Here is a 13,512-nt window from a genome sequence, read left to right on the forward strand (position 1 = left end):
TTATTTTTAACACGTAAACTGCGAATTATCCGCCAACAAGGATGGAGCCGGGTTCAACGTTTAGCGCGACGCGGTCATCTGTGGCAATGGATGATCGTAGCCCCAATGGCATTATTAATTGTCTACCTGGCAATATTTAGCCAGCCACGCTTTGTGAGCGAATCAAAGGTCGCGGTAAAACGGCCTAATGAAATAGACAGCGCCAGCCTGAACGTTGGTCTGCTTCTGGGGGCATCTAACCCTTCATCCGTTGAGGATTCGCTGTATCTCAAAGAGTATATAAACTCTCCAGACATGCTGCATATTCTCGATAAGCAGCTTAATTTTCATCAGGCATTCGGCAACAGCGGCTGGGACTTCCTCTACCATTTATCCGAACATATCAGCGAGGAACGGTTTTTAAACTACTATCGCCAGCGATTAACCGTCGATTACGATGAAAAAAGCGGACTGCTGAGCATTGAAACACAAGGGTTTACACCGGAATTCGCCCTCGCTTTCAATCGTGCCATATTGCAGGAATCCGAGCGTTTTATTAATGAACTGTCTCACCGGATTTCCCGCGAGCAAATGCGGTTCGCTGAAGATCAACTCAAGGAGGCGCGCGCACATCTCAACGCCAGCAAACAGACGCTGCTCGCCTACCAAAATAGCCACAATATCCTTGATCCGCTGGCCTCAGCGGAAGCCGCAACGACTCTGGTGAATACGCTCATCGCGAAAAAAATCGAGATGGAAGCGGACTTACGTAATTTACGCACCTATCTGCGCCACGATGCGCCGCAGGTCATCAGCGCACAGAATGCCATTACCTCGCTTCAATCACAGATCGACCAGGAACAAAGTAAGATCACCGCTCCTGAAGGCAAAAAACTCAACAGCATGGCTGTGGATTTCGAAGAGATTAAATCTCAGGTGGCTTTTGATACCGATGTGTATGCGCTCACGCTAAAAGCCATCGAAAAAACCCGCATTGAGAGCGCCCGTAAACTTAAAACACTGGCGACTATCAGCTCTCCTCAGCGTCCGCAGGAATCGACTTTCCCCGATATACCTTATCTTCTGGCGAGTTGGTTGCTGGTCTGCTGCCTGCTGTTTGGTGTGACTAAACTGCTGCTGGCCATCATTGAAGATCACCAGGACTAACGTTAACGCCACCACGGAATCAGGTTTATTATGAAACGAGCACAATGCCTTTTTTTACTGCTGTTATTACAGGCTGGCACATCGTTTGCGGTCGGCGTGACGGCAAACCCGGAATTAACCGGCGCCGCGCCGCTTCCTTCAATACTCAATCCGCAGAATACAAACGCTGCCGCGACCAGCGGCTTCGATGAAACGCCTGTGCCGGTGCCGCAAGCAACGCTCAGCCGTATGTTTGGCGCACAGCTGTTTAACGGCACCTCCACCAATGAAGGGGCCAGCATCGGTTTTAACCCAAACTATATTGTCGGGCTCGGGGATACGATTCAGGTCAGGCTTTGGGGAGCATTTAACTTCGATGGCGCGCTCACGGTCGACCCGAAAGGCAATATCTTCGTTCCCAATATTGGCCCACTAAAAGTGACTGGCGTCCCCAATGGTCAACTCAATACGCTGGTGACGACCAAAGTAAAACAAGTTTACCAGTCTAACGTCAACGTCTATGCCTCTTTGCTTCAGGCTCAGCCGGTTAAGGTTTTTGTCACCGGTTTCGTCAAAAATCCGGGGCTCTACGGCGGCGTGGCGTCTGATTCCCTGCTGTCTTATCTCAGTAAGGCAGGCGGGGTAGACAGCGCGCGTGGCAGCTATGTTGATATCACCATTAAACGGGGTAAATCGACGCGTGCGCACATCAATCTGTACGACTTCCTGCTCAACGGCACGCTTTCACTCTCACAATTTGCCGACGGCGACACCATTGTGGTTGGCCCGCGCAAGTACACCTTCAGCGTGGAAGGCGACGTCTATAACGGTTATGACTTTGAGTTCGCGAACGGTTCCATTCCGGTTGAGGAGGCGCTGAACTGGGCACGCCCTAAACCAGGCGCAACGCACTTCACCATTGTGCGACAACAGGGAACGGTTAAGCGGACGGAATACTACCCGCTAAGCAGCGCCCCCGGCAGAAGCCTGCAGGATGGCGACAAGCTCATCATCAGTTCCGACCGCTATGCTGGCACCATCCAGGTCCGTATTGAGGGGGCGCACTCCGGCGAACATGCGCTGGTGCTGCCATACGGGAGCACCATGAAACAGGTGTTATCGCAAATCCGCACCAACAGCATGTCGCAGATGGACAGCATCCAGCTTTATCGCCACTCAGTAGCGATAAGACAAAAAGAGATGCTCGACCTCTCATTGCAAAAGCTGGAAGAAGCCTCTCTGGCTTCCCAATCATCGACGCAGGAAGAAGCACGTTTACGCGTTCAGGAAGCGCAGCTGATCAGCCGCTTTGTCGCCAAAGCACGCAACGTGATCCCTAAAGGCGAAGTCGTACTCAACGAAAACAACATCGGTTCGGTACTGCTGGAAGATGGCGATGTCATCACCATACCGGAAAAAACCTCGCTGGTGATGGTGCACGGCTCTGTACTCTTCCCCAATGCGGTCAGTTGGGAAGATGGAATGGATGTGGATGATTACATTAAAAAATGTGGTGGTTTGACGCAAAAATCCGGCCAGTCAAAAATCATCGTCATTCGCCAGGATGGTGAAGCGGTGGATGCTGATGAGGTTAAAGACGTGAAGGCCGGCGATGAGATTATGGTGCTGCCGAAGTATGAATCGAAAAATATCGAAGTGACACGAGGTATTTCGACCATCCTCTACCAGCTGGCGGTTGCCGCCAAAGTGATCCTGGATCTGTAACGCCAGGGCAGTGGCGGGGGGAACCTCGCCATACGTTATTCCACCCAATACGGAAGCCGTTCAGGATGATAGGCATCTACTCTTCAGGGATCTGCCAGATCCCACACCTTGCGGTCTTCTTAGGCGAGGCCTATACCAAACTGTCGACATTTTCCCCGTTGTATGACGAGGTCAGTGCTATCGCCGTTTGGGGCGTCCGTCCTTCCGCACAACGCCCCGTTGCGGAAGCGAAAAAAGCCGGATTACCGGTGTTACGCCTGGAGGATGGCTTTACACGCTCGCTGGGCCTTGGGGTCAATGGCGCGCCGCCTCTGTCAATGGTGATTGACGACCTCGGGATTTATTACGACGCCAGCCAACCGAGCCGGCTGGAAAAGCTGATTCAACAAGAGGCCGTTGACTCAACGCTGAGAGAAGATGCGCTAAGGGCGATCGCCTTTATCGTCGACAACGATCTGTCAAAGTATAACCATGCCCCTCCCTTCACCGAGGATCACCCAGCTGGTACCGTGCTGGTTATCGACCAAACCTACGGGGACGTTTCGGTCACGATGGGTGGAGCAACTGAAATACAGTTTGCCAGCATGCTCACCTGCGCCAAAGAAGAGCATCCCAATAGCGAAATCTGGGTGAAGACACATCCCGACGTGCTGACGGGGAAAAAGAAAGGCTATTTTTCTACGCTAACCGACGATCCACGCATCCGGCTCATTACCGACGATGTGAGTCCGCAATCGCTGATGCGTCAGGTAACGACGGTTTATACCGTGACCTCGCAATACGGCATAGAAGCGTTAATGGCGGGCAAAAAAGTCGTTTGCTTTGGTATGCCCTGGTATGCGGGATGGGGGCTGACCGACGATCGTCATCCCCAGGCCCACGAACTTGCCAGCAGGCGAGGACACGCCCCGCTGACCGCGCTGGTCAGCGCCGCCTGGCTTCGCTACTCACGCTATATCCATCCCCATACCGGGAAATCCGCCACGCTATTTGAGGTACTGGCCTATCTCCAACGCAATCGGGCACATCAGCTCGCCCGCCCAGGCGTGCTCTGGGCACCCGGTATGACGTTATGGAAAGCGAGTATTGTGAAGCCGTATTTAAAAACCTCAGCCAATCGCGTGAATTTTACTCTGCGCGGCCGTGATGCCACGGCCTGCGTGGTCTGGGGTGTTCTGGGTGAAAAACGTTGGCAAGCCGAAGCGCTCAAACGCGATATTCCACTCTGGCGAATGGAGGACGGTTTCCTGAGATCTTCAGGGCTTGGTTCGGACTTACTGGCGCCGTTATCTCTGGTTCTCGATAAAACGGGGGTTTACTACGACGCCACGCGACCAAGCGACCTGGAAACACAGCTCAACCGCTCTCAGTTAACGCCAGAACAACGAGAGCGTGCCGTAGCGCTGCGCCAGCGGTTAGTCGAGAGTAAGCTCAGCAAATATAATGTTGGTCATTCCTGGCAATCTCCTCCCGCCGGAAATAAACGCATTCTGCTGGTTCCTGGGCAGGTTGAAAATGATGCTTCAATCGCCACGGGAACGCTCAGTATCCGCACCAACCTGGCGCTACTGCAAACGGTTCGCGATCGTAACCCGGATGCTTTCATTATCTACAAGCCTCATCCCGATGTGACCACCGGTAATCGTCCCGGTCAGATCCCTCAAGACGTTATGGCTAAACTGGCAGATTGCATCGCGCACGATGCTGACATTATCGACTGTATTCAACAGGCAGATGAGCTGCATACCATGACCTCGCTGTCCGGGTTTGAGGCGCTGCTGCACGGCAAAATCGTCTACTGCTATGGACAGCCGTTTTACGCAGGCTGGGGGCTGACCATCGATGAACATCCTCATCCAAGGCGACAGCGGAAATTGATGCTGCAGGATCTTATCTATCAGGCTCTGGTGGCTTATCCCACTTACATTCACCCGCAGGAACACCACGTCATGTCGGTAGAAGAGGCGGCTGAGTGGCTGATGGGGCAGGCTCGCCCGGAGATCGCGATGCGCAAAAAAACCAACCGACTGACACGGCTAGGACGAAAAGCCATCAATCTCTATCGCGTAAAATTTGACTGATATCAGGAGAGTGCATGGAAAGCACCGCAATGAACAACCTGCTGGCCGGCAAGCGCTACCTGTTATTGCAGGGGCCAATGGGCCCTTTTTTTAGCGACCTGGCACGTTGGCTGGAAAGCAAAGGGCGTGAGGCCACCAACGTGGTGTTTAACGGCGGCGATAGGTTTTATTGCCGTGAGCGCCCTGTCCTGCACTATTCAGGCACGCCAGCTCAGTTTGCACACTGGTTAAAAGAGGTCTGGCAAACTTATCCCTTTGATACCATCGTCTGCTTCGGAGATTGCCGTCCCTTACACCAGGCTGCACGCCAGTGGGCTCATGCCAAGGGGTTGCGCTTTTTAGCTTTTGAAGAAGGCTATCTGCGCCCTCATTTTATTACCCTTGAGGAAGGTGGGGTAAACGCCTACTCTTCCCTTCCCCGTGATCCAGACTTTTACCGACATTTACCCGACATGCCACCGCGCATCGTTCATCCCCTAAAACCATCAACTCGCCTGCGTTACTGGTATGCAAGCTGGTATTATTTGATTGCCTGGTATCATCGCCGCAGTTACCCCAATTACAAGCATCATAAATCCTTTTCCCCGTGGTACGAAATGCGCTGCTGGATGCGCGCATGGCGGCGTAAACATTGGTATGCGTTTAAAGAACGGCATGTTCTGACACGCTTGCAAACACAACTGGATAATCGTTTCTACCTGGCAATTTTGCAGGTTTATAACGATAGCCAAATCCGCCACCACAGCCCTTATGACGATGTGCGCGATTATATTAATGACGTAATGTACTCTTTTGCCACCAAAGCCCCAGCGGCTAAATTTCTGGTATTTAAACACCATCCGATGGATCGCGGGCATCGCCTGTATGGCCCGTTAATCAAACAACTTAGCCTTAAATACGGCGTGCAGAACCGTGTTCTGTACGTACACGACCTACCGATGCCGGAGATGCTTAAGCATGCCAAAGCGGTAGTGACCATTAACAGTACGGCGGGTTTATCAGCGCTGATTCACCATAAATCGCTCAAGGTGATGGGAAATGCCCTGTACGATATCAAAGGACTGACGTATCAGGGACATTTACACCAGTTCTGGACGGCGGAGTTTAAGCCGGATGTGAAACTGTTGAATCAGTTTCGTGGGTATTTGCTGGAGACTACGCAGATTAATGCGGTGTTTTATGATTCGAATAAAAGTGTCAGCTTTAACTCATTTCAGGAAGAAAAAAACAATAACTACATCGCCACCGAAACACACTAAACTCATCATGAAAAAAATACTTATACCAGCAATAGCATCTCTGCTCATGACCATGCAATCAAGCGCATACGCTGACACATTAACGCATGTATGTCAGGAAAATATAGCGATATCAAAGGATGGGAAATATGAGATTCCAAAAGAGTGTAAAATAGCTAAAACAATAAAAATAACAACATCAGATGTAGAATTAAATTGCAACGATATGACAATAGATGGTCATGGTGAAAAAACACGCGGATTACTCATTGGCGGTACTAAAAAAAGCATCAACAACGTGTCCGTCAGAAATTGTCACTTCGACAATTTTACAAAAAATGCAATAAGAATCACATCTGGTATTGCCATGAGTAAATGGGGAGAGGATCACGAAAAAAATTACAAACTTGCCCCTTCAAATATTAAGCTAGAAAACTGCCAAGCGTTACACAGTGGCGGTGTTGGTATATATATTGATTCTTATGCTCACAATATTACTCTTGATCGTATTTCATCGATAAACTCTCAAGGTGTTGGTATATATCTTGAGCAAGCCACTAAAAACATCAGTATAACAAACAGTAAGATTATTGGTAATGGCTCATCTACAACCCGAAAAAGCCTACGTGAGGGGATAGCCATAGATTCATCTGCTAACAATTATATAAATAACAACACAATATCTTCAAATGCTGCGGGTGGGATATTTCTATACAAAAATTGCGGCGAAAAAATATCATCAAATAAGTCTACATTAAGATGGCAAAGTTCAGACAATAATATAATATCAGGAAATATTTTTTCGAACGAAAAAATTGGAGTGTGGATAGCATCACGACAGAGAAAAAACCTATCAAACTGGGACTGTGGCGATAAAAGCATTGACTCAGAGGGTAAATACTACCAAGATCATGCCGATAGAAACATTATATATAACAATAGTTTTAACGGTTCCATCATAGGAATTATTGTAGAAAGCAGTTTTAATATAATAACAAAAAATACATTCATAAAAACAAAGAATGCAATATCTATTCCCTCAAGAGATATTTTAGACAAAACAAATTACACTCAACAAGGGAATGAAATTCACGACAACATCATTGATAAAAACTGAATAAATCAGATAAAGATCATAAAAATCTAAAGATCACTGAATTTTTAATGATTTTATCACTGATTTTATCAACGCGGAGTCCAAATGCATTTATTTTATCATTGAACCATATTTTCTTTATTTTCATAACTCCATTACCAAATGGAGAACAAATAACTTCAACATTTTCTTTATCAACAAAAAAATACTTGAAGAGATATGACTTATTAATATCAAACCATATAATCCCATTGTTGCTATCAATGATATTATTAATTTCAGAACCTGCATCCTGAGCAAATGATGATGCATAGCTCTGCTTTCTCTTCTTTATCTCTGCCAACGCGGTATCAATATCACTGAAATTTATACCATCCATATCGATAGGATCCATATCCCACCACTTAGATTCAAGTAGTTTTTCTATTGTTTCGTCATCAAATCTACGACGTAACTCTTTGGCTGGAACACCGGCTACGATTGCATATGGACGGACGTCTTTTGTTACAACAGATCCGGCACCTATTACAGCGCCATGACCGATTTTAATACCACCTCTGATAATAGCTTTGGTACCAATCCAAACATCTGATCCAATAATTGCTGTTCCCGTTTTCTTCATTATTTGAGTTAAAGGGGTTCTTGCAATATTGTAGCCAGGCTGTCCCGTAAAATGATGTACATTATATTGAAATGGATGCGTAGAAAGCATCCCTAGCGGATGTGCTCTGGTACCAATCTCAGCACCTCTAGCAATAGAACAATAGGATCCTATAGATGCATTAGTAACATATGTTCCACTGCCTATATAAGTATACTTACCAATACACGATTGCGCATCTACAATAACCTTCCCATACAACCTTACCGGCGGAATTAATTCACTACCATCATCAACCCGAGAGTTATTACCTAATAAATTGACACTAGTATGTCTAGCTATGTTCATATTAGCTCCTTTTTTAAAATTAACACACTGCAATCCACTCATTTATTTTATTTTTAATACAAACAACATCATCTTTCGAAATAGCATAATCATTAATATAATACGTTAAAAAGTTTAAGCGTTGTGACTGTTCAAAATTTATATTATCAATGTTATCAAGAACATTTTTTAACTCATCTTCACTTTTAGGTTGAGCTGCTAATGCACAACAATATTCACATTCCCCAGTGGCAATAACCTTTCTATTATGGATAATCGCTTCAAGACCTACACCACTATTAACAGTAAACACTGCTTTTGCATTTTCAATAAGCTCATGCACTGATGCATCCACAATAATAATCTTTCCAGCATCACTTAATTCATTGAGTTTTTTCTGAATCGATAAGCTCTTACAGTAAGGGTGCCGTTTAACCAATACATTAGTTTTCGTATGAGAAAAATGTTCAGCAACAATAGAAAGTAAACGTCCACCATCAATATATGCTAAGGAGGCAACAACATCTGTAGTAACCTGCATCGGAATAAAGACATACTCCATACTAAGATCCAGCTCTGCGGCTTCATTTTTTTGCGCATATTTAGATATATTATTATCAATATAATATTGAATGCACTTATTCATTGCTTCTATTTTTTCTGGGGAGTTCTTACAGTAATCAAAATATTCATGCTTCATAGCCAGGCTGGAGAACCCAGCGAATCCCATGTTATCAATACTACAACGACCAGCTAAAGTTGATTCCTGAATATGCAGGTGTTTCTTACTTAGAGGCCCATTTGTATGATAGCTAATTACATAGCTCTCTTCGAATAATGGGTCGCACTTTCTCCAGTTCCACTGATTTCGAGGAATAATAGCAACATCCTTATATTCCATAACGGCCTTATATACTGATGATAGAAAAGATCTTACCGTTGCATAGCTTGGCTTTTCTTCCGATGGGATGGTATAAAAGACAGTTGGAATAAATAGTTCAATAATTTTATAGTTATCTTTTAGGCTAGTTAATGGTACAATCCGTCCATTATATAAAGTATTAACCCCATAATGTTCGTCGTTATAACTCGCTACAGCAAATAGAACTTTAAAATCACCAATATACTGTTTTATTGAGTTTACTAAATCAATATTACCCTGAGATATAGGACTTAGGGTGTGTCGACGTCTAGTTATAATTTGTTCAGCCACGTCAATCCATCTATTTTTTATAGAAAGCCTAACAATCTCATCATAGCTAACCCCAGCCTTTGACGGCTGATTTAAGAAAGAATCCTTAATACTACTCCTGATCTTTATTAATACATCACGATACTCCCCAAAAAAAGGACTCGCTCTATTAATAACCGGTAAGAATTTTATCAATGAGTTATGACTAAACGTTAATATATTATCCAGCGTCAAACGAGCACTCTGAATCTGGTCATTATCTATCTCAAAAGATAGTTGTCTGACAGCACCATATTGAGGATAACATGCTTTGGCTGCTTTGAAGAATGAATGTGCCTCGAAAATCCTTCTATCATCTTGTAAAATTTCACCAATCCGCATCAATATTTTACGCTCTGACGGATATTGTTTCTGCGCATTTATTAATATATCAAATGCATTAATCTGATCGTTCAAATTTTGACATGACCTCGAAAAAATAAGTATCTGTTCGAGCGTCAACAATCCATTTACGGATGAAAGTAAAGCAACAATACCCTGATAATCATTACACTTAATTAACGCCTTCAATCCTGGGAGAGCATTTTTAGCTTTGCCCGAAATGTTATTTTTCTTCATTACATTCCCATTACGGGTAGTAGATGTCCTTCCTTTATTTGATAAAATAGGAGAATTGATTAAGATTTTTTTTGCTTTTTCTGACTGCCCCTCCTTTTCATATAGAGAAGCCAAAGATTCATAGCCAAAAGAGTTGTTTGGGTATTTTTTGATCACATATTCACAGTAATTAACGCAAGAATCAAAATCATGTTTATCCGCGAATGAATTATAATATCCTTTCAATTTTTTTAAGCTAATTGTTTTTTTAAGGAAAACTAATTTTAGCTTATCAAGTGTATTTTTTTCTTTCTTTACCGCAGCGTTAATTGTTTTTCCAAATATATATGACATCACAATTTCAACCTTTACCTTTGCTGTTTTTCAACGCGATTTGGAGTTTTCTTTTTGTCGATAGTAATTCTTGATTAACATGCCTGATATAACACTGACTCTGAGTTAAACGGTAGCAGCCATTGAGTAAATTATGAATGGCCTGGACTGCTTGAGTAACCGCATCTTTTGTCTCAACAAATAAACGCTGCTTAATTTTGGAATGAACGGTCGAGAAATGCTCTATATTATCAAAAATATACTTAACTGAAGATGACAATTCTTCAGGTTGGAACACTTCATAACCTATATTATTTCTCTCCGCGTATTCAAGGCTATAAACATCCATTTTTAAACCCATTTCATTTGCATTGCAATTTTTACTCAGCAATACCACTGGTTTATTAAAATATATTGCATCGAATATAGCACCACTATAATCAGATATAACAATATCTGATACTGAGATTAACTCAAGAACATCATCATTTGCGCCAAAATAGTTAATTCGACCATTAACTCTATTTTTCCTACTTCCTTCCAAAAGATCAGTATTATGATGTAACTTCAGAATGACATTATATTCATCAGATAACGCCATTACAGATTCAAGAAAATCATCAATGCTGGATAAGTCTCCCCACGTTGGCACATATAGAATAGTTTTCAAACCAGGAATTAACCTACTTTGAAATTTATCATAGCATTTTATAAATGTATCTGGATTATTCCAGCGATCATATCTTGGATTACCGGTACAAATTGCCGGACAGAATTCCTTTATTTTATCATTTGCATATTCTCCATATGTTAAACAAAGATCCCCCAGCGAACGCCATGCACCATAATTATGAGGTTCTTTAGCATAACCATATTGGATCATGACTATTTTGGTTTTTTCAAATGTTTCCATTCTGAAAAATGGTGTTTGACATACAATAACATCAAATATACCATCAAGCAGAGACATTTTACTTCGGTCCCAGATCATAACTGGAATATTTTCATCATTAAAAAACTCTTCCGAAAACTCATTCAGAGATTCGTTTTTTTTCTCAACAATAAAAACACTTCCTGAAATAGCATTGGCTAAGTCTTTTATATGCAAAAATTGAAATGGGTTCCAACCAATAAAGCCAACTTTAAGATTCTCAACCATATTTTTTTATCTCAGCAATGAGTTTAGTTGTTGAAATTCCATCAGTTCTTGGAAGGTACAATACTTCACAAAGATTTTTAAACATATCAAACCGACCTTTCCAATCATCTCCCATAACAAGAATATCCGCGTTAAACTTTTTTATATATTCACCTTTCAACTCTAATGATTCTTCCAGAAATACGTCATCAACAAATGACAGTGCTGACACTATCTCACAGCGCTCAGTCTCTGGATAAACAGGGTAACGTTTTTTCTTTGAGTAATTTAAGGCATCAGAAGAAACACCAACAATAAGACGGTCACCTAAAAGCCGGGCTCTTTTTAGTATGTTAACATGCCCTATATGTAGTACATCAAATGTACCAAATGTAATTATGGTTCGCATACATAACTCTCCATATTAAATAAACTCTTCATTCTGATAACAAGAAATAGCATCATCGATAGAGTTCAGAATAACTATTTTATTATTCCTACCCACAAACAACGCCACATCACAATACTCTTTCAAACTATTCAAACTATGCGAAACCATCAAAAAGCTCGACTCCTGATGGCGTTCCTTAAATAAATCCGCACACTTCTGCTTAAACCTGGCATCCCCCACTGCGGTCACCTCATCCACCAGGTAATAATCAAACTTAAACGCCATACTCAAACCAAATCCCAAACGCGAGCGCATCCCTGATGAATACGTTTTGATTGGCATATCGAAGTACTTGCCCAGTTCCGCAAACTCTTCGACAAAAGCGACCTTCTCTTTAAGTTCCTCTTTTTTCGCATACAGCCGGGCAACGAACTTCACGTTCTCACGGCCGGTTAAACTTCCCTGAAACCCACCGGACAGTCCAACAGGCCATGAGATGGTGCTATCGGTGACAATTCTGCCGCTACCAGGTTGGTCGATCCCGCCAATCATCCTGAGAAGCGTCGATTTCCCCGCACCGTTTCGGCCAATAATCGCCACGCTTTTCCCCGCGGGAAGTTCAATGTTGAGATCTTTAAAAACATAGTGTCGCCCCTGAGGGGTGCGATAGGACTTGGTGAGATTTTCTATTCGGATCATGATGTCAACATTGCCTTTTCTCGAACACGGTAGAGCGCCAACCCGAAAAAGAGGAGTAGCAGCGTACAAAAAGCCACATAGGATAAACTGACACCCTCACTGACATATCCAACCACCACGCACTCGCGGCTTAGTTCAACGATATGCACAATCGGGTTCCAGAGCAGATACGGCCAATAAGCGCGAGGGATAGCATGTAGAGGGAACATCACGCAGGAGATGAAATAGAGGGGTTTTATCAGTATCGGCAGAAACTTTTCGGTTTCAGGGAAGGTTTTACCCACCACCATAAAGATAAGCCCAACGCCGCAGGAGAACAGCACCAATAGCAGCCAGGTCAGTATTAGCGTCACCAGCTGCGTTATCTCAAACACCTCGCCCGCAAAGCCGACAATGCACATTAAGATGATATAGACGCAACCATAAATAACCGATTCAAGCAGCGCGCGCGCAATAACGGTATCTACCGGCTTGACCGGTCGATAGTTGAATAGCCCCTGATTGGCCTCAATCGCACTAATCGAACGACTGGTGATATGGCTAAACAGAAAATAAGGAATGATGCCGTTAATCAGAAAGACGGGAAATGAGATATCCGGCATGGTGCGATGCATAAAATAGCCAAAAATAGCCAGCATCACCAGCAGGTGCGCAGTGGGTTCCAGTATTGCCCAAAAATATCCAAGGCGATATTTCCCAAACCGCGTTTTTATTTCTCGTAGAAATAATGCCTCTACGGCAGCACGTTGAACTTCGATACCACTTCTCGCCATCACAATCCTCGCCGTTATTCAGGCATGCTACCGCCCTGACCCATTACGGCCTTGGCATTAGCTGAAACTGAATAAATAAAATGAATATTTCGAGGAAATGAATTGACGTTATGAATTAATAATTCACGCAATTTAATTAAACAACATCATTCCCTTGATGTATTCCACTATATTTAATTAACGACGCCAATTTAAC

At 43.7% G+C, this 13,512-nt stretch carries 11 protein-coding genes; 5 read left to right on the forward strand and 6 right to left on the reverse strand.

What is annotated here, in order from left to right; translation table 11 throughout:
* The first annotated feature begins 90 nt into the window (after positions 1-90).
* The 5 genes from ABTW00_RS19965 (at position 91) to ABTW00_RS19985 (ending at position 7,286) form a co-directional block, all read left to right on the forward strand.
* On the forward strand, positions 91-1,146 hold the full coding sequence (locus ABTW00_RS19965; RefSeq protein WP_433641097.1) for a capsule biosynthesis protein: 1,056 nt from the start codon (positions 91-93) through the stop codon (positions 1,144-1,146).
* Positions 1,147-1,176: 30 nt separating this feature from the next.
* Positions 1,177-2,850 (forward strand): polysaccharide biosynthesis/export family protein, encoded by a 1,674-nt coding sequence (locus tag ABTW00_RS19970; RefSeq protein ID WP_433637098.1) that lies wholly within the window; start codon positions 1,177-1,179, stop codon positions 2,848-2,850.
* A gap of 65 nt (positions 2,851-2,915) precedes the next feature.
* The gene (locus ABTW00_RS19975; protein ID WP_433637100.1) at positions 2,916-4,931 is read left to right on the forward strand and encodes a capsular polysaccharide biosynthesis protein; all 2,016 of its coding nucleotides are present in this window, start codon (positions 2,916-2,918) and stop codon (positions 4,929-4,931) included.
* A 14-nt stretch (positions 4,932-4,945) separates the two neighbouring features.
* The gene (locus ABTW00_RS19980) at positions 4,946-6,190 is read left to right on the forward strand and encodes a capsule biosynthesis protein (protein WP_433637103.1); all 1,245 of its coding nucleotides are present in this window, start codon (positions 4,946-4,948) and stop codon (positions 6,188-6,190) included.
* Positions 6,191-6,197: 7 nt separating this feature from the next.
* On the forward strand, positions 6,198-7,286 hold the full coding sequence (locus ABTW00_RS19985) for a right-handed parallel beta-helix repeat-containing protein (RefSeq protein WP_433637105.1): 1,089 nt from the start codon (positions 6,198-6,200) through the stop codon (positions 7,284-7,286).
* A 16-nt stretch (positions 7,287-7,302) separates the two neighbouring features.
* Here the strand turns inward: ABTW00_RS19985 and ABTW00_RS19990 are convergent, their stop codons facing one another.
* The 6 genes from ABTW00_RS19990 to ABTW00_RS20015 are packed head-to-tail and all read right to left on the reverse strand — an operon-like array spanning position 7,303 to position 13,316.
* Complete coding sequence (locus tag ABTW00_RS19990; protein ID WP_074416816.1) at positions 7,303-8,214, reverse strand: CatB-related O-acetyltransferase; 912 nt, start codon at positions 8,212-8,214, stop codon at positions 7,303-7,305.
* Positions 8,215-8,233: 19 nt separating this feature from the next.
* Positions 8,234-10,336 carry a tetratricopeptide repeat protein gene (locus tag ABTW00_RS19995; protein ID WP_433637108.1) on the reverse strand — a complete coding sequence of 701 codons (2,103 nt, stop codon included), beginning with the start codon at positions 10,334-10,336 and terminating at the stop codon, positions 8,234-8,236.
* 7 nt (positions 10,337-10,343) lie between these two features.
* Entirely contained in the window at positions 10,344-11,474 is a 1,131-nt protein-coding gene (locus ABTW00_RS20000; RefSeq protein WP_433637111.1) for a CDP-glycerol glycerophosphotransferase family protein, read from the reverse strand.
* A complete protein-coding gene (locus tag ABTW00_RS20005; protein ID WP_064547189.1) occupies positions 11,467-11,862 on the reverse strand; it encodes an adenylyltransferase/cytidyltransferase family protein in 396 nt (131 codons plus the stop codon). Before ABTW00_RS20005 ends, ABTW00_RS20000 begins: the two co-directional genes overlap by 8 nt.
* Before the next feature lie 15 nt (positions 11,863-11,877).
* Positions 11,878-12,543 carry an ABC transporter ATP-binding protein gene (locus ABTW00_RS20010; RefSeq protein WP_433637115.1) on the reverse strand — a complete coding sequence of 222 codons (666 nt, stop codon included), beginning with the start codon at positions 12,541-12,543 and terminating at the stop codon, positions 11,878-11,880.
* The gene (locus tag ABTW00_RS20015; protein WP_433637118.1) at positions 12,540-13,316 is read right to left on the reverse strand and encodes an ABC transporter permease; all 777 of its coding nucleotides are present in this window, start codon (positions 13,314-13,316) and stop codon (positions 12,540-12,542) included. The genes ABTW00_RS20010 and ABTW00_RS20015 overlap by 4 nt, the downstream gene beginning before the upstream one ends.
* Positions 13,317-13,512 lie beyond the last annotated feature (196 nt).

The sequence above is a fragment of the Kluyvera georgiana genome, assembly GCF_050990895.1.
GTDB lineage: Bacteria > Pseudomonadota > Gammaproteobacteria > Enterobacterales > Enterobacteriaceae > Kluyvera > Kluyvera georgiana.